Here is an 18,525-nt window from a genome sequence, read left to right as displayed (position 1 = left end):
TAATTATTGGCTACTGTATCACTAATATGTACTAAAATGCATTTGGTATTTATGCTTGCTAATTACAGTTTTTTACTAAGTGTTTTTATTTATCAACTATTTTTTATAAAAATTATAAGCTCCATATTTCTACTTCGAAAATACTCAATATCAGTAAAATCATATATCATAATAAAAGCAGAATACATTTTATGTATTCTACTTAAAATCTAATCTTGACTTTTAACTTCTTCTGAACTATTATTCGAAGATTCAATATCACTCTCTTGAGAAGATACCTCTTCTTTTTGTTCATTATTTTCTAAATCAGCTTCTTCTTTGGCTAATTCTTCATAATATTTTTTATTTACTATTTTATCTAGTTTTTCCGCAGTTTCTTCGTCTAATTCGTCTGGCATCTTACCAAATTCAAATAGTGACACGATTTCTTTTCTATCAATAGTTTCAACTTTCATTAAAGTATCTGCAATTAGAGCTAGTTTGTCTTTGTTTAATTCTATCAAGTTTAATACTTTATTATAATTTTCAGAAACTATTGCTCGTACTTCATTATCAATTTCTTTTAATATTTCTTCTGAGTAATTTCCTATACTTGATAATTGTCTACCTGTATATGGATCATTATAAGGGAACTGTAATGTTCCTATCTTATTACTCATTCCGTATTCTGTAACCATAGCTCTTGCAATAGCTGTTACTCGCTCTAAATCGTTGTGAGCACCTGTTGAAATTTCATTAAAGAAAATTTGTTCAGCTGCTCTTCCTCCTAACAGTCCACAAATTTTATCTGTTAGATCTGTTTTAGTCATAAAGTACTTCTCTTCTTCTGGTATCATAAGATTGTATCCACCAGCATCTCCACGAGGAATAATTGTAACTTTTTGTACCTTATCAGCACTATCTAATACCATACCAACAATAGCGTGTCCTGCTTCATGGTAAGCTACTAGACGCTTCTCTTTTTCTGTATAAACTCTACTACGCTTAGCTGGTCCACCTATTACTCTATCCATAGCTTCATCTAAATCTTTTTTATCTATTTCTGACTTGTTTTCTCTAGCCGCTAATAAAGCTGCTTCATTTAATAAGTTTGCTAAATCTGCCCCAGAAAATCCTGGAGTTTTCTCTGCAATACTACGCAATTCTACTGATTTAGCTAAAGGTTTATTTTTAGCATGTACTTTTAAAATAGCCTCACGACCTTTAACATCTGGTGTTGACACTTTAATTTGTCTATCAAAACGTCCAGGTCTTCTAAGAGCACTATCAAGAACATCTGCTCGGTTAGTAGCAGCAATAACTATAATACCTTTATCTCCTTCGAAACCGTCCATCTCTACTAACAGTTGGTTAAGGGTTTGTTCACGTTCATCGTTTCCTCCTCCTACACCACTACCTCGTTTTCTTCCGACAGCATCAATTTCATCTATAAATATAATACAAGGAGCACTTTTTACCGCTTCTTTAAATAAATCTCTAACACGACTAGCTCCAACCCCTACAAACATCTCTACGAAATCAGATCCAGATATAGAAAAGAATGGCACTTTTGCTTCCCCTGCTACTGCTCTTGCTAATAAAGTCTTACCAGTTCCTGGAGGTCCCTCTAATAATACCCCTTTAGGGATTTTAGCACCCATTTTCGTAAATTTACGGTGATCTTTTAGAAATTCTACCATTTCTGCTAATTCTTGTTTTTCTTCATCTGCTCCTGCAACATCTTTAAATGTTACTTTTGCTTCTCCACCTTCTACTTTTTTAGCTTTAGATTTTTGGAAATTCATCATCTTTCCGCCACCTTGCATCTGCCCCATAAAAATGAACAGTACAGCTATCATAATTAAAAATGGTAATATACTACTAGCTAAACTAAGTAACATATTAGTTTTTTCTGCTTCTTTTGCTTCAACACTGTTTATCTCATTTTTCTTTACTTTTTCATAAAGAGCATCATTCAAGTTAGAATCTGTAGTTAGCGTTGTAGCTACAAAGTTCTTACCACTATCCTTGTAAGTACCTCTTACTGTATAAGTCGTTTTATCTTGTGAGGGTTGGATAGTTACATCTTTTAATTCATTGTTTTCTATTTTCTGAACTAACTCAGAATACTTTATAGTCTCCGTTACAGAAGTTAAATCTTTTTGGAAAAATGCCCACATTCCAACTGATAATATCAACATCGCTATTATCGCTAACGTTGGTCTTGGACGTCTGTTGTTATTCATATAATAAGTTGTCCTCCTTATTTATCATCTATTTGTATATTTCTTCTTTTAAAACCCCTATGTATGGAAGATTTCTGTATCTTTCTTCGTAGTCTAGTCCATAGCCTACTAAAAATTCATTCGGAGAAATAACTCCAATATAGTCAGCTTGAACGTCTATCAATCTAGCTTCCGGTTTATCTACAAGAGAAGCACAAGCTACACTTTTTACATTTCTTTCTTTTAGATATGTAATTAAATGTTTCAAAGTACGCCCTGTATCCACTATATCTTCCACTACTATTACATCTCTATTTTCTAAATCCATAGTGACATCTTTTCTTAAAATTATACTACCTGTTGATTCTGTTCCACCGTGATAGCTAGCAACATCTATAAAATCAGTAACGACATGAATATCTAATTGCTTCATAAGTTCTGCCATAAAAGGTAACGCTCCTTTTAATGTACACAATAAGACAGGATCTTTCTCTGAATCCTTATAGTCTTCTGTTATTTGTTCTGCTACTCTTTTTGTAGCAACAACTATTTCCTCATGACTAAACAATACTTTCTCTATATCCTTTTTTAAGTTTTCCACTTTTTTTATCCTTTCACTATTTTTATATAATATTGATTTTTTTTGTTACCTATATTTTTTTCTAATCCAAGTATTCCTATAATATGACCTCTAGAACTTCTTACTACTGGTAGTTTATCTCTTATGTCTCTAGGGATTTTTTCGTCAATAAAAAGGCGTGATAATTTCTTTGTTATTTTGCCCCTTTTTATAGTATCTCCTTTTTGCCTTGTCGTTATTAATAGTGGAAAATCTGTGCTATCAAATCCTAACTCAGCATCATCATTTTGCGTGGATACTTGTATTTGATTTTCAAGAAAATTATAGATTTTACTCCCCTCTATATCTTCTTCTATAATTTCTATCTTATCATTATACCATCTTTTTTCAATTTTACATATAGCTAGACTTTGATATTCTTTGATTATTTTGATATTTTCTTTTAAATCATAACTTTTTGTTCCCAAAACTTCCGTTAAATTGTTAATTGAGGAAAAAATTGCCTTTTTACTGACATCAAAAACTTCTAAATAATCATTTAACATTAAATTTATTGCTAGATATTTTTCAACAAGCTCCAAACTTTCAAAATATTTATAATGAATACTAACTTTATTTTTTTCTATAACGATATTTTCAGATATTAGACTCTTAATATTTTCCTTGATTACGCTATTCAAATTCTTATAATAATTAGCAAAATTAATTATGTTATCAAAGCTGTTATTATTGACATTGTCCAAAAGAGGAATTATATTGTGACGAATATAATTTCTAGTGTAATCTGTATTAAAATTACTAATATCTTCGTAGTATTTTAGGTTGTTATCTTTTGCATAAAGCTCTATATCTATTTTTTTTATATCTAACATCGGTCTAGTTATTAATAAATTATTGATTAAACTTTGTTCGGCTATATCTAGATTGTAATCTCTAGATCTTCCTGTAAACAATCTTAATAAAATATTTTCCACATTATCGTTTTTATGATGAGCAGTCAATACCCTATTTATATTTTCTTTTTCTGCAAATTTAGAAAAAGCGTTATAACGTAAATCTCTAGCTAACATTTCTTCGGAAATATGGCTAGATTTTTCTAATTCTGTCATATAAAGTTTTTCTTTATAAAACTTTATACCTTTTTCTAAACACAAATTTTCTACAAATGCTTCTTCAATATTAGATTCTTCACGCAGTCCGTGATTAATGTGAAAAACAACTAATTTCTTATAACTATCTTTATATTCATTTATTAATAAATGAAACAAAACTATGGAGTCTACTCCTCCAGAAAGAGCTAAAGCTATTGTTTCATTTTTATTCCACATAATCTTAATTTTCATCTAACAAACCTCGCTCTTTTACTCTAGAGACTAATTTATTAAAATTTTTCGTCTTAATTTCTAAATCTTTTACTATATTTTCTACAAAATCATCAGGAATATCTAAAATAATTTTATTTTTTTCTTCTTTAGGCTGTTTTACAGCTACTTTAGCGTTATTTTTCTTAACAGATATTTTTAAATTTCCTATATTTTTTAATTTCTTTAAATCTGTTAATGTTGTTACTTTAGGTGTGTTTTCTTTATCTATATTATTTTTTTCAGTTTGTTTTTTATATTTTTTTAATTCAACTATGTTTTCTTTACTTTGTAATTTCTTACCTACTTTATCAGATGATATTTTTTTATCTTTATTTTTTTGTTTTTTTGTAGCTTTATTTTGTTCAGATTTTATATTAAAGTTTTTTTGAGGATTATCTTCTACACTGTCAATAATATTTTCTTTTTTTTGTGTCAGAGTATAGTGATTTTCTTTCTTCAAAAGTATATTGGCTTTTATTACATATCCTAAACTAAAAACATCTGTTAATTTTTTCTTTTTCGAAATGTGCATATTTTCTTTCGCCAAAAAACCAATTAAATTATTAGGCAGTTGTATAGTAAGTCCGTTATTTTCTACTTTAGTAACTACTCCTTCTACCAATTTTCCCTTTTTTAGATCCAAATTATCACCTCTTATCATAAGCAACTACTAGTTTTATATTATATCACACTACTATTAAACAATCAAAATATCATAAGTAATTACGATATTAATTGTTTCATGTGAAATTTTATATTTTATTTCTAAAAAATCCATTTAACAATATTCAAAAAAAAGGAGAGAAAAATTGCTTTTTCTCCTAAATTAAGTATTATTTTTCTAATAACCATTCGTGTTCTTTTGCAAAAATTCTTTCTGTCCAAGGATTATTCTCTAAATGAGGTATCATCCAAACATAGTACATTCTATATCCAGGTGCTGTAGCTTGTGGGTGTACTAAACCTCCTGGAATATATGCTGCACTATTATTTTTTACTACTGCTGCTTCATCACCTATTACTGATACACCAAAACCGCTAGGATGGTTAAACTTGAAATAATATACTTCTGGTTGTGGATGATGATGTGGTGGATAACTGTTCCATCTACCTGTATAACTAAGAACTTCTCCTAAAACCATATTAGAATAAGGTGCACTATTATAATCAAATATAGTTCTTATTATTCTTTTTGATGTAGAATCATATTCATCTACCCCTGCTACTACTTGCTCAATATCTTCAGGAGTATAGTACTTAATATCAAATGTTTTTTCATTTTCTTTTTGTTGTACTAAAACTTCTGCATCACTATTTGATTTTACTAAAACTTTAGTTTGTTTAGGAATGTGCAAGCAGTAAGGATTATCAGTAAATATATCTTTCCTAGACATATTTTGTGTCTGTCCATTATACTCTAAAGTTATATCTCCTGTTATTAATAATATTGCACTTTCTTTATCTTCACTATAAATTTCTAATTTATCTTCTGTGTCCAAAATATAACTGTACACGTCCATTAACATATCTTTGTGATTATTTTTATCACAAATTACGTTACAACCTTTTTTTAAATCTATATTAGCAAACATATGTATCCCTCTTTTAATTATAATTACTAAAATTTATTAGTTCTATATTGTGCTGTTACTACTTTTTTATGCGTATAGAAATCTACCGCATCTTTACCATTACAGTGTAATGTTCCGTAGAATGAATCTTTCCATCCTGAGAATGGGAACCACGCTATAGGTGCTGGTACTCCTAGGTTTATACCTAACATTCCTGCATCAATATTTTCTCTAAAGTATCTTATCGCAGCAGCATTGTTAGTAAATAAGCACGACCCATTAGCAAATCTTGACTTATTAGCTAAGTCTACCGCTTCTCTTATACCAGAAACTCTTACTATTGACACTACTGGAGCAAAGATTTCATCTTTCCATATAGTCATATCGTAATTAACATTATCGAAAATAGTTGGTGCAACGAAATATCCTTTTTCTGGAATATTTTCTCTTCCGTCTCTTACTAATGTTGCACCTTCTTCTACACCTTTATCAATATATCCAAATATTCTAGTTTGAGCTGCTTTATCTATTACTGGACCTAAGAATACATCTTCTTCCAAAGCATTTCCTATAGATAGTTTATCAGCTTCTTCTTTTAATCTAGCTATAAACTTATCTGCAATCTTATCTTCAACTGCTATTACTGCAGCTGCCATACAACGCTCTCCAGCTGAACCAAATGCTCCACCAATAATTTTTGGCATAGCGTCATCTAAATCAGCATCTTCAAGAACTATTAAGTGATTTTTAGCTCCTGTTAAAGCTTGAACTCTCTTCATATGTTTAGATCCTTCTTGGTATATATACTTACCTACTGGTTCACTTCCTACAAATGATATTGCTTTAATGTCTTTATTTTCTATAATTCCATTAACTACATTATGCGATCCAAATACTATATTAAGAACTCCTTTTGGGAACCCTGCTTGTTCTACAAAATCCACTATTTTTTCTATTAATAAAGGAGTTTTTTCAGAAGGTTTTAAAACAACTGTATTTCCACAAGCTAATGCCATTGGGAACATCCAAAATGGTACCATCATAGGAAAGTTAAATGGTGTTATACATCCTATTACTCCTACTGGGTATCTATAGTTAGCTATTTCTACATCTGTTGCTACTGTAGCCAAAGAGTCTCCCATATAAGAAGAAACAATTCCTGCTGCATTCTCTACATTTTCTATTCCTCTTCCGACTTCTCCAATAGCTTCTTTTAGATTTTTACCGTGTTCTAATGTTATTAATCTTGCTAATTCTTCTTTATTTTCTTCTAAAATGTTTTGTAACTTAAATAACATTTTTGTTCTTCTTAGGATAGAAACTTTACTCCAAGTTTTAAATGTTTCTTGAGCTACTTGTGCTGCATAATCTAACTCTTCCTTACTTGAAAGTGGCACTTTTGCTATAACTTCTTCTGTTGCAGGATTAGTAACATCCAAAAATTCTCCACTTGTACTTTCTACCCACTCACCGTTAATATAATTTCTTAAAACCTTAACCATAATATTATAATCTCCTTTTATTTGTTATATATATTAGCATTTTTCACAGCTTGCTCTATCTCTTCAAAAGTTGGTAAATTTTCTGAACAAGAGTGACTTCCTATATTTATTGACGCCGATGCACTAGCAAAATGAAGTGCTTTTTCTAATGAATATCCTTTTAATAAGCAAGTAATAAAGGCTGATCCGTGAGCATCTCCTCCTCCAAATGATTTCAATACTTTTGCAGGATAAGACGGAACATTATAAGTTGATCCTTCATTATCAAAAGCTGATGATCCTTTTTTACCGTGTTTTATTACTACTATTTTTGCAGAACCTTCTTGTATCCAATATTCTGCTATTTGCTCATCTTGTAGAAGACTATGTCCTAACAATTCTCCAGTTAGTTCTAATTCTTCTCTTGAACCTATTATAATGTCCGAATTTTTTGCTACTGTACTGTAGTAAATACTTATTTCATCTTTATTTTTCCAATTATATTCTCTATAGTCTACATCAAAAACAATTTTCACATTATTTTTTCTAGCTAATATCATAGCTTTTAGCGCTGCTTCTCTTGATGGACTCTCTGCCAAAGAAGTTCCAGAAATAAGCAATATTTTAGATTTTTTTATGTACTCTTCGTTAACATCTTCTACTGATAATTTTAAATCTGCTGCTTCATTTCTATACATTAAAATACTTGATTCTGTTTCTGATTTCATTTCTGTAAATGTTAATCCTAATTTTTCTTTGCCTTTTGCACGAACAATATTACTAGTATCAACATTTTCAGAGTTTAATTTGTCTATAACAAACGTTCCAAATTGATCATCAGAAACTTTCCCTATAAATCCTACATTGTTTCCTAATCTTGATAGCCCTATCGATAAATTAGCTGGTGACCCTCCTAAATACATATTGAAAGACTTTGTTTTATCAAGTGTTCTATTAATTTCGTTAGGATTTAAATCTATCGTAACTCTACCAAAACAAATAACGTCTAATTCTCTATTTTTTTCTAGTTCTAAATAATTACTCATAATTCTGCTCCTAATATTTTCTAGCTTCTTTTAGTTTATTCTCTTTATCGTTATAGGCATCTAAAACTTCCTGTTTATTAGATATACTAGATACACCTATATTCCACCAAGAATCATAACCTCTTGTCATAGTTTTGGGTAAAACCTTAATATCTATAAGTGTAGATTTTTCAGATTTTTTACTTTGTTCTATTGCATCTTTTAATTCTACCAAATTAGTTACTCTGTATACTTCTGCTCCGTATCCTTCTGCTACTTTGGCATAGTCTACATTCATTATTTGATTATTCTTATCTCTAAATTCACAGAAATATGAGTCACTTCCGTTGCCCATTTGTAAATTATTTATACATCCAAATCCTGAATTATCTAGTAAAACTACATTGACTTTGTATCCATATTGCAGAGATGTCAATAGTTCAGAATGTAACATATTGAAACTTCCATCACCTAGCAATGCATAAACTTCTCTATTAGGTTCTGCTATTTTGGCCCCTAAAGCTCCATTAACTTCATATCCCATACAAGAATAACCATACTCTAAATTGTATGAATTATAACTATAACTATTCCACAATTTTTGTACATCTCCTGGAATAGAACCAGCCGCTGCAACCATTATAGAATCTTTATCTATAAGATCATTAAGTGCTACTATAACATTACTTTGAGGTAAGTTTGTATTTAAATCATCAGCATATTCATTTAAAATATTTTGATCAAAATGACCTTCTATTTCTGGTGTAAAGTTTTCTCTGTTAAATGAAATACTAGCTAGTCTTTCTCGCTCTACATTCCATTTTTCTTTTATTTCTTCAAAATAATTATCCGAATATTCTGTCGTATAATTTTCTAGGTTAGCTAATAACTCTGTTAAATATTCTTTAATATCTGCTACTATACTAACTCCATCAAATTTATAACTTTGCATTCTACTTAAATTCACATTAATAAATTTTTTAGCATTTTTAAATTGTGTTTTTGAACAAGTGGTGAAATCTGTATATCTAGTTCCCAAACCTATAATCAAATCAGCACTTTGTACAACTTCATTCGCACAAGAAGTACCTAAGATTCCATTACCACCTAAATAATTTTCAAAATTGTACAATATTGTAGATTTTCCTGCGTGAGTTTCTACTAAAGGTATATTGTATTTTTTAGATACAGCAATTAATTGCTCTGTTGCTTCAGAATATTTTGCTCCCCCTCCCACCAAAATTACAGGTAGTTTAGCATCTTTAATAACATCTATAGAATGTTTAACTTCTCTTATGCTAGGCTTTCTTCTATCTACATAGTGTATTCTTTTAACAAAAAATTCTTCTGGATAGTCGTAACTTTCTCCTTCGACATCTTGTGATAGACAAATAGTTACAGGTCCTGTAGTTGCAGGATTAGTTAAAATTTCAAACGCTCTAAGCAAGCTACTCATAATTTGCTCAGGTCTAGTTATTCTATCCCAGAATTTTGATACTGCTCTTAATGTATCATTAGTAGTTAATGTTAAATCATCTTCTCTTTCAAATTGCTGTAATACTGGATCAGGTTGTCTTGTAGCAAAAGTTTCTCCAGGTAATAATAAAACTGGAATATTATTTGATATCGCAACTCCTGCTGCTGTAACAAAATTAGCCGCTCCAGGTCCTACAGAGCTAGTACATGCAAAAATTTGTTTTCTTTTTCTTTGTTTAGCAAAACCTATAGCCGCTAGTGCCATACCTTGCTCATTTTTTCCTTGATAAACTTTTAAGCTATGTTGTTCATCTTGTAACGCCTGTCCTATACCCAAAACATTACCATGACCAAATATATTAAATATACCTTCAACAAATTTAATTTCTTCACCATCTATATTTATATATTGATTATCTAGAAATCTTATAAGTGCTTGTGCTGTTGTTAATTTTATAGTATTCAAAATATTACCTCCTGAAAAATTAATCAAAACTTTATAAAAACATACTCATCTTTTAATAATATTTTATCATATATTTTTTATATTGACAAGCCTTTCAGAATTATCTTTGATTATTATATAAATTTTCTCAAAATAAAAAAGTATTATAAAATCATACAGACATTATAATACTTTATATTTTAGTTTTTTGTTTCTATTAAATCAATATTCTTCAAAGCTAGAAATTTTTTGAAATCACCGTCAACTAGCTTATCCGTTATAATCATCTTAAAATCAGTTAGTACCGCAAAAGTTATAAAACCTGTTTTATTAAACTTAGTACTATCTACTAATAAATACTTCTCTCTAGCTTTAGTTATAATTTTACTTTTTAGTTCATATTCTTCTAAAGTAGCATTCATAGCTCCATTTGCTACAGAAACACTAGTAGCCGCCATAAATGCTTTTACTACATTTACCCTATCTAAAATAGAATAATTTCCTATTTTAACAAAAGAATTTGTTCTCTTTCTATAAGCATTTCCTGATATTATTATTTCTACATTAGGAAATTTTATAGCTTTATTCAAAACAGAAACGCTGTTTGTCACTATTGTCAAACTTATATCTCTGTCCAAATAATTTAAGATAGCACTAGTAGTAGTTCCAGAATCAATGTATATTGTATCGCCATTATTGATATATCTGGCCGCTTCTTTGGCTATACTAACTTTTTCTTCTTTATTTATAGTATTTCTAGTTTCTATATCAATTAATACATCGTCTTTATTTAAATAAATATCTTTTTTCGACTCCACTCCTCCGTAAACTTTAGTTATTACATCTTTTTCAAGTAAAACTTTAATATCTCTTCTAATGGTATTCATAGAAACTTGAAATTTATCCTCTAGCTCACTTAGAGAGACCTTTTTATTGATATGTATATATTCTTCCATTTCATCTATTCTTTTTGATTTCATCAACATCTCACCTCACTTATTTTTTATTTTTGCTCTAAGGCATTATAACACTTTATAAAAATTCTTTCAAATAATTTTCGAATAAATCGTACAGCTAATAAATTAAGAGTGAGTATATAATTAAAAATTCTAAAACTCACTCTTAAAATTTACAGTTAAATATTTTATATTTCTATTATTTTATTTTCTTCTAATGATTTTTTACATGTTAGTGCCACTTTAGTTGCAATTAAACCGTCATAAGCTGTTACTTTAGGCTCTTTATTTTCTTTTATACATTTTACAAAATGACTTAACTCATTAATGAATGCTTGTTTAAATCTTTCTGGAAAACTAGCACTACAATGTCTTTTTACACCATTATTATCAAATATAGTTACCATATTTTTTTCTGGCACTGGTGCTATTCTTAGCCAACCTTTCGTACCCATTATTTCTGTTTCTACTTGATAACCGTGTGGAGCATTTCTTCCTGCAACAAGGTGAACCATTATACCGTTATCTAATTGAGCTTGGGCTATTCCTGTCTCTAATTCGCCAACATTGTCTAATTCTGGTCTTGCAAAGTTTGCACCCGTAGCCCATACACGTTTAAATTCTCTTCCTGTTAACCATCTTATTACATCTATATCGTGAATAGACATATCGTGATATAATCCACCGCTATTGCTATTTTTAGCAAATTTAACAAATGTGTCTAAACCACTAGAAGGATCTATCCCGTACGCTCTTATATAAGTTATTTCTCCTATATCACCATTATCAATGATTTCTTTAGCATAAAGATAATCTTCATCAAATCTTCTCATAAATCCTAATTGGAATTTAGTTTTATCCTTATTTTTCTCTATTACTTCTACTACTTCCTCTATTTCTGAAATAGTAAGTCCTAGAGGTTTTTCAGCAAATGTATGGACACCTTTTTCTATGGCATATTTTACCATACTTGGTCTAACCTCAGCACCCGCTACAACAAGAACTAAGTCTAAATTAGCATTATCTATCATACTTTCAAAGTCCGTATATGTTTCTTCTACTAATAAATTTTCTTTGGCATATATTAATTCTTCTTCAAATATACTACACGCCGCTACTAATTTTATGCTAGGTATGTTGTTCACAATATTTTCTGCATGTGTTCTTCCCATTCTCCCTAAACCTACTATACCTGCTCTCATAATAATATACCTCTATTTAAAATTTTTATAAAATTCTGGCTTTTCTATTAATTTTACATCTTCTGTTTGTCCTGTTTCTTGAGATTTTATACAAGCATCAGAAGTTACTGCTGAAATATAACCATCCCAAGAGCTAGGTCCTGATAATTCTCTTCCTGAATTTAACCTATCTGCAATATCTTGGAATTCTACATCATAAGCAGCGATAAATCGTTCTTTCCAATCAGTTAAAATATCAGTACTTCTTTTAGCTCCTTTGCTAAGAATTACACTAGGAACATCTGGCAACTGCACCATACCTTTCTCTCCAACTATATCACAAGATATATCATAGCCATAAGCATTTACAAACACTTCTGTTACTATATTTACTCCTGATTCTGTTTCAAGTACTATTAATTGTGGATCTTGTAACGGTGTATCATATTGAGAAGTAACTTCTGCTTTTTTAGGGAAATAAACTTTTGCTGTTTTGTATTCTTCTCCTAGAAGCCAGTGTACTATTTCTATTTCGTGAATAAATGTTTCTACTATTGCTTGTGAGCTAACATAATTTTTAGGTTGAGATAAGTATGTATTGTAATGTCTACAATGTAACATTAAAGGTTGACCTATTTCTCCAGAATCTATATATTCTTTAAGTTTTTTATATCCTGGATCATACCTTCTCATAAATCCTACTTGTAACATACGTTTTCCTGTTTTTTCTTCTGCCTTCATAACTGCTAAACATTCTTCTGCAGTCATGGCCAAAGGTTTTTCTACAAAAACATACTTACCTGCATTTAATGCTGCTATTGCTACTTCTGCGTGTAATTGATTTATAGCTGTAACTACTACTAAATCTATATTTTCATCATTTACTAAATCTTGATAAGAAGAAAAACTTTTAGCATTTAAATTATATTGTTCAATTAAATCTTTTCCTCTATTTTCTAAAATATCATACAGTCCTGTAACTTCCATACCAGATATTCTATTTTGTATTCTATTTAGATGATCTTCCCCTATTTTACCTAAACCTACTATTCCTACTCTAATCATTGATATACTCCTTTTTAAATATATTTTCTAAGTGTTTGCATATAATTGTATCCTTTAATGGCATATTCTAGTGGGTTTGCTATTTTTGGATCTTGCTCTGCTTCTACTACTATCCACCCTTTATACTCAATACTCAATAAGAAATCATAAACTTCTTTATAATCTATACATCCGTCTCCTGGCACAGTAAAGATACCGTGTAAAAACGAATTTAAGAAACTCATATCTTTGCTTACTGCTTCATCTAATTTTTCTATACGTACATCTTTGAAATGAACGTGACCTATTCTATCTTTAAATTCTTTTAATAATGGCATATATTCTCTATCAGAAACAAAAATATGACCTGTATCGTACAATAAATAAACTTTACTACTATCAGTTAAATTCATCAACTTTCTAGTTTCTTCTAACGTTTGAATACCAGTTCCCATGTGGTGATGATAACAAAGTTTTAAATTGAAACTATTAGCAATTTCCCCTAATTCATTAAGTCCTTCTGCTAATTGTTTGAACTCTTCATCATTATAAATTGGTTTTTCTGTATAAACACAAACATCTGTTAATCCTTGAATACTTGCGCTTTGCTCAGAATATACGGCTACATCTGCTCCTACTTTATTTAAAAAGTCACAATGTTTAATAAAATCTTCCTTAACTTTTTCTACACCATCTCTTAAAATATACCCACTAAACCATTGTGCTGCTATCTTCATATTTCTTAAAGCTAATTCTTTATTTAATTCATCTGGACAATTAGGATAACAACCACCTATTTCTGTACCCTCAAATCCAGCAATTTTTGCTTCACTTAAAATTTGCTTGTAAGTATTCTCTTTTCCTATTTCAGGTATATCATCATTTCTCCAACCTATAGGAGCTATCCCATATTTAATATTATTTACTTCGTAAGCCATCTTTATATCTCCTTTTTTTATGTATATTTTGTTTTTTGGTATATTTTGATATAGTTTTGATTATCTAATAAAAATTATACATTCAAAATAAAACGTTGTCAACAGTATATTTTTTATTTTTCTATAACTATCCGAAAACGTTGTTTTTATCGCTAAATGTTGTTATAACACATTATTTCAACATTTCAAATTATAACTTTTTAAGTTGCAAACGTTGACAATGTTGTTTTTTTAATTTATTATATAAGTATAAAAAGATTATATTTTGATGATATTTTGATTATTTTTTATCATTTATAAATTTAATTTTTCAATTTACTTTTTATATTTTATAGGAGGATATATTTATGGGAGTTTTCTCAGTAATTTCTTTTTTAATTATTATAATATTAGTAGCGTTTTACGCTTATAAAAAGAGTACTAGCAGTGTGGATAGCTCGAACGAAGAAGGTTATTTCCTTGGTGGTCGTAGCTTGACAGGTTTTGCTATTGCTTCTACAATAATAATGACCAACCTTTCTACTGAACAAATAGTAGGACAAAATGGTCAATCTTTTAAAGTCGGTATGGAGGTTATGGCTTGGGAAGTTACAGCAGCTATAACACTTGTTATACTAGCTCTAGTATTTTTACCTAGATATTTCAAGTATGGAATAAACACTATTTCCGATTTTATAGAAGTAAGATATGATACTTTTACTAAACGTCTTGTTTCTATTTTATTTATGTTTACTTACATAACTTCATTTTTACCTGTTGTTCTATACTCTGGAGCTCTTGTATTTAACAAAATTTTTAGAGTAGACCATTTATTAGGAATATCTAGTTCTGCAGCTGTAGTATTAATATCTTTATTTATAGGAACTGTAGGTATAATATACTTAATTCTTGGAGGTATGTCTTTAGGAGCATATAGTGATACTATATACGGTGTAGGTTTAATCGTAGGTGGTTTAGCTATTCCTGTTATCGGGTTAATTACTCTTGGGAATGGTAATTTCTTCTCAGGTCTTGACTATATCGTAGAGCATAGTCCTGAAAAACTTAATTCTATAGGTGCTATAGATTCAGAAATAGTTCCTTGGCCTACATTATTCTTCGGTATGTTATTCAATAACTTATTCTTCTGGTGTACTAACCAAATGATAGTACAAAAAGCATTAGCTGCTAAAGATTTAAAAGAAGCACAAAAAGGAGCACTTACTGTAGGTTTCTTCAAAATATTCGGTGCATTATTCCTAGTTTTCCCTGGAATATTAGCTTTCAATATGGTTGGAGATAAAGTTACTAATCCTGATGATGCTTACCCTACTTTAATAGTAAATATTTTACCTGAATGGGCATTTGGTATCTTTGGGGCTGTAATATTCGGTGCTATCCTAAGTTCATTTGTAGGTTCTCTAAGTAGTACAGTTACATTATTTACACTAGATATATACAAACCTTTATTCGGTAAAAATAAAGATACTAAACAAATTACTCGTATCGGTAGATTAGTAACAATCGCTATAGGAGTTCTTACAACAATAATAGCTCCTTTTATAGCATTATTCCCTCAAGGATTATATGCTGTAGTTCAAGAATTTAATGGTGTTTACAATATGCCTCTATTAGTATTAGTTCTAGCTGGATTCTTTGCAAAAAGAGTATCTGCAGCAGGTGCTAAATGGACATTCTTCGTTCATATCTTACTATACGGGCTATCAAAAATATACTTAACAGATATCCATTTCTTATACGTTCTTAGTGTATTATTCTTCTTAGATCTACTAATTCTTATGATATTTAGTAAATACGGAAAAACTGAGCATTTCGACTTTAATGAATACAATAGTGGTCTAGACTTAACACCATGGAAACATAGATATATTGTAGGTGCAATAGTTGTAATTACAGTTGTCGCTACTTATCTATTATTCTCTCCAATAGGTCTTGCAAAATAATAATATAAATGTGAGGTAATACTATGAAAAAAGTAATTTTAATATGTAATGCTGGAATTTCTAACAGTCTTCTTGTAAAACATATAAAAGAAGCAATAAAAGAAAAAAATATACAATTAGACATTAGTTCAACGCCAATATTAGATTGTAAAAATAAAGTAGAAAATATTGATTTAGTTTTACTAGCTCCTCAAGTAGCACATAAGTTAGAAGAAATAAAATCAATAACTAAAAAAGATAATGTAGAAATCATTAATGCTAATGATTATGCTAACGTAGATGGATATGCTATACTAAGCACTATTTTAGACAGAATAAATGAAAAATAATCAAAAAGTAAGTTTCAATATAATATCTAACGCAGGAATAGCTAAATCTAAGTATATGGAAGCTTTAAAAGAAGCTAAAAATAAAAACTTTGAAAAAGCAAATGAATTAATCAAAGAGGGCGATAATTTATTTATAAACGCTCATAAAATTCATGCTGATTTAATAACTAAAATGGCAAATAAAGAAGATATAAATTTAGATTTATTACTAATTCATGCTGAAGACCAATTAATGTCGACAGAAACAATTAAACTTCTAATAGAAGAACTTATTGAATTGTATAAAGTTATATAATAAAAAAATCTGAGAATAATTTTGTTATTCTCAGATTCTTTATTTTTTAATACTATAACAACTAATTAATAATTATTTTATAGAAAATTGTTTATAATAAATAGAGTATTTGTCAATAGGTGTAGAATAATTTTTTTAAAAAATTTCAAATATAATTTATTTGTTTTTTTAATAAATACAATTATTCATATAGAGACTTTTACATCAATTTATAGTTTTTTGATGTTAAAATACACGACTAAATAGGCTTACTATTTTCATTTTTTTTTGAAATCATTAAAAATATTTTAATTACTGGTTGAATATTTTTTAATTAGTAAGCCTAAGTCTATATTTAATTAATAACTAATCATTCTAGCTGTTTACTTTTAGCTATATAATTAAATATCAATAATATTCTTGTTCTAAAATTCTCAAAATTCCTATATCCACAAGCATTACGCTTTAATAATTTAATTATTCTATTAGCTGCCTCTAGCTTTCCATTTGAATATTTATATATAATAGAATTTTCAATATAACTTCTATATTTATTTAATGTTTTAACACATCTTTTCAACTTTTCATTTTTTATATTTTTATAATCATTTTCTTTCAGTAGATTTCTAAAATAAGATATGTCTTTACTATCTATAGAAAAATATAAATCTTGTAAAATGTAATATGCTTTTTTTAAATCTTCATCTAAATTTAACATAAAATTAAGTATATCAAATTCATTATGAAACATAGGATAATACTTATAACTCACATATTCTGTAGATAAGTTTTTATATTTCTTAACTAATTTCTTATTAAACTTCTTTAAAACTCGATATTCTAAACTATCTTTTCTGTAACTATTCATAAGATTAACTCTTAAATCTGTTATTAGTCTATAAGCTAAAGCAATTATATGAAATCTATCTAATACTATTATAGAATTTTTAAAATATTTTTTTGCTATATCAATATAACTATCCCACATATCCGTTACAAAGAATTGAACATCATTTCTTGCTTGAAATGTGTATGTCTTAAAGTACTTGATCAAGTCATTTTTTCTTCTTGTAAAAATATAATCCTTAATCGTTCCAGTTTCTCCGTTTTGTATGACACAATTATACTTACCCTTATATGTTTTAATACCTGCATTTTCATCAATACATAAAACCTTAGGTAATATTTGTTTATTTACTTTTATAGTTTTTTTATTTATTTCCAAAACTCTTTTTACTGTAGATATAGACACATTATATCTTTTAGCTATTTCAGTCATAGAATTAGTTGTAGTAATTAAATCGTGAGTAATTGCTGTGATTACTTGTTTTGATTTTCTCGAATGTTTTTTTACATCTTTACAATTAACCGAAAATACGGTATTACAACTATTACACTTACATCTCCTTTTATTCAAATACATAATAGCTTTAGTATTTGATATATTAGATAATTGTACTTTGATTGTATCAATCCCATGACTTTTTAAAGCTGTACTTTTACATTTATAACAACATTTAGGAATGTATAACAAATCTGCATATATTATATTAATACTCTTATTACTCTCTTTAATCTTAGATACATCTTTTATCACTATTCTTTTATCTTTTATACTAAATAAATTTAATAAACTTGTATTATCCATAACTATAAACAAACCCTTTATTTTTATTATAACATAAATATATTTGTTCTAATACATAATATTTAT

General features: G+C 28.6%; 16 protein-coding genes. 3 read left to right on the top strand and 13 right to left on the bottom strand.

Annotation, left to right across the window (positions count from 1 at the left end; genetic code table 11):
- Positions 1-209: 209 nt before the first annotated feature.
- The 12 genes from ftsH to iolE form a co-directional block, all read right to left on the bottom strand.
- A complete protein-coding gene (ftsH, locus tag HZY83_RS05220) occupies positions 210-2,225 on the bottom strand; it encodes an ATP-dependent zinc metalloprotease FtsH (protein ID WP_179943017.1) in 2,016 nt (671 codons plus the stop codon).
- Between the two features lie 28 nt (positions 2,226-2,253).
- Positions 2,254-2,805, bottom strand: coding sequence for a hypoxanthine phosphoribosyltransferase (gene hpt, locus HZY83_RS05215; protein ID WP_179943016.1), 552 nt, complete (start codon positions 2,803-2,805; stop codon positions 2,254-2,256).
- Between the two features lie 5 nt (positions 2,806-2,810).
- The gene (gene tilS / locus HZY83_RS05210) at positions 2,811-4,127 is read right to left on the bottom strand and encodes a tRNA lysidine(34) synthetase TilS (protein WP_179943015.1); all 1,317 of its coding nucleotides are present in this window, start codon (positions 4,125-4,127) and stop codon (positions 2,811-2,813) included.
- Positions 4,117-4,791: a S1 RNA-binding domain-containing protein gene (locus HZY83_RS05205; protein WP_179943014.1), complete on the bottom strand. Its 675-nt coding sequence runs from the start codon at positions 4,789-4,791 to the stop codon at positions 4,117-4,119. The genes tilS and HZY83_RS05205 overlap by 11 nt, the downstream gene beginning before the upstream one ends.
- A gap of 190 nt (positions 4,792-4,981) precedes the next feature.
- The gene (locus HZY83_RS05200; protein ID WP_179943013.1) at positions 4,982-5,740 is read right to left on the bottom strand and encodes a 5-deoxy-glucuronate isomerase; all 759 of its coding nucleotides are present in this window, start codon (positions 5,738-5,740) and stop codon (positions 4,982-4,984) included.
- Between the two features lie 26 nt (positions 5,741-5,766).
- Positions 5,767-7,221, bottom strand: a complete 1,455-nt coding sequence (locus HZY83_RS05195) for a CoA-acylating methylmalonate-semialdehyde dehydrogenase (RefSeq protein WP_179943012.1) — start codon at positions 7,219-7,221, stop codon at positions 5,767-5,769.
- A 17-nt stretch (positions 7,222-7,238) separates the two neighbouring features.
- Positions 7,239-8,246, bottom strand: coding sequence for a 5-dehydro-2-deoxygluconokinase (iolC, locus tag HZY83_RS05190; protein ID WP_179943011.1), 1,008 nt, complete (start codon positions 8,244-8,246; stop codon positions 7,239-7,241).
- 10 nt (positions 8,247-8,256) lie between these two features.
- On the bottom strand, positions 8,257-10,167 hold the full coding sequence (gene iolD / locus HZY83_RS05185) for a 3D-(3,5/4)-trihydroxycyclohexane-1,2-dione acylhydrolase (decyclizing) (protein WP_218925347.1): 1,911 nt from the start codon (positions 10,165-10,167) through the stop codon (positions 8,257-8,259).
- A 179-nt stretch (positions 10,168-10,346) separates the two neighbouring features.
- Positions 10,347-11,126 carry a DeoR/GlpR family DNA-binding transcription regulator gene (locus HZY83_RS05180; RefSeq protein ID WP_179943010.1) on the bottom strand — a complete coding sequence of 260 codons (780 nt, stop codon included), beginning with the start codon at positions 11,124-11,126 and terminating at the stop codon, positions 10,347-10,349.
- Positions 11,127-11,290: 164 nt separating this feature from the next.
- A complete protein-coding gene (locus HZY83_RS05175; RefSeq protein WP_179943009.1) occupies positions 11,291-12,304 on the bottom strand; it encodes a Gfo/Idh/MocA family protein in 1,014 nt (337 codons plus the stop codon).
- 12 nt (positions 12,305-12,316) lie between these two features.
- Positions 12,317-13,348 carry a Gfo/Idh/MocA family protein gene (locus HZY83_RS05170; protein WP_179943008.1) on the bottom strand — a complete coding sequence of 344 codons (1,032 nt, stop codon included), beginning with the start codon at positions 13,346-13,348 and terminating at the stop codon, positions 12,317-12,319.
- Between the two features lie 14 nt (positions 13,349-13,362).
- A complete protein-coding gene (gene iolE / locus HZY83_RS05165) occupies positions 13,363-14,265 on the bottom strand; it encodes a myo-inosose-2 dehydratase (protein WP_179943007.1) in 903 nt (300 codons plus the stop codon).
- Between the two features lie 347 nt (positions 14,266-14,612).
- On the opposite strand from iolE, the gene HZY83_RS05160 reads away from it, so the two are divergent.
- Genes HZY83_RS05160 through HZY83_RS05150 form a run of 3 tightly spaced genes read left to right on the top strand, consistent with a single transcriptional unit; the run spans position 14,613 to position 16,832 of the window.
- Positions 14,613-16,208, top strand: a complete 1,596-nt coding sequence (locus HZY83_RS05160) for a solute:sodium symporter family transporter (protein ID WP_179943006.1) — start codon at positions 14,613-14,615, stop codon at positions 16,206-16,208.
- A 23-nt stretch (positions 16,209-16,231) separates the two neighbouring features.
- Positions 16,232-16,537: a PTS sugar transporter subunit IIB gene (locus tag HZY83_RS05155; RefSeq protein ID WP_179943005.1), complete on the top strand. Its 306-nt coding sequence runs from the start codon at positions 16,232-16,234 to the stop codon at positions 16,535-16,537.
- Positions 16,527-16,832, top strand: coding sequence for a PTS sugar transporter subunit IIA (locus HZY83_RS05150; RefSeq protein WP_179943004.1), 306 nt, complete (start codon positions 16,527-16,529; stop codon positions 16,830-16,832). Before HZY83_RS05155 ends, HZY83_RS05150 begins: the two co-directional genes overlap by 11 nt.
- Positions 16,833-17,181: 349 nt before the next feature.
- On the opposite strand, the gene HZY83_RS05145 is transcribed toward HZY83_RS05150, so the two are convergent.
- On the bottom strand, positions 17,182-18,459 hold the full coding sequence (locus tag HZY83_RS05145) for an ISL3 family transposase (protein ID WP_179943003.1): 1,278 nt from the start codon (positions 18,457-18,459) through the stop codon (positions 17,182-17,184).
- Positions 18,460-18,525 lie beyond the last annotated feature (66 nt).

Origin of the sequence: Gemella sp. GH3 (assembly GCF_013415425.1) — a bacterium.
GTDB lineage: Bacteria > Bacillota > Bacilli > Staphylococcales > Gemellaceae > Gemelliphila.
This window is presented reverse-complemented; position numbering and strand designations above follow the sequence as displayed.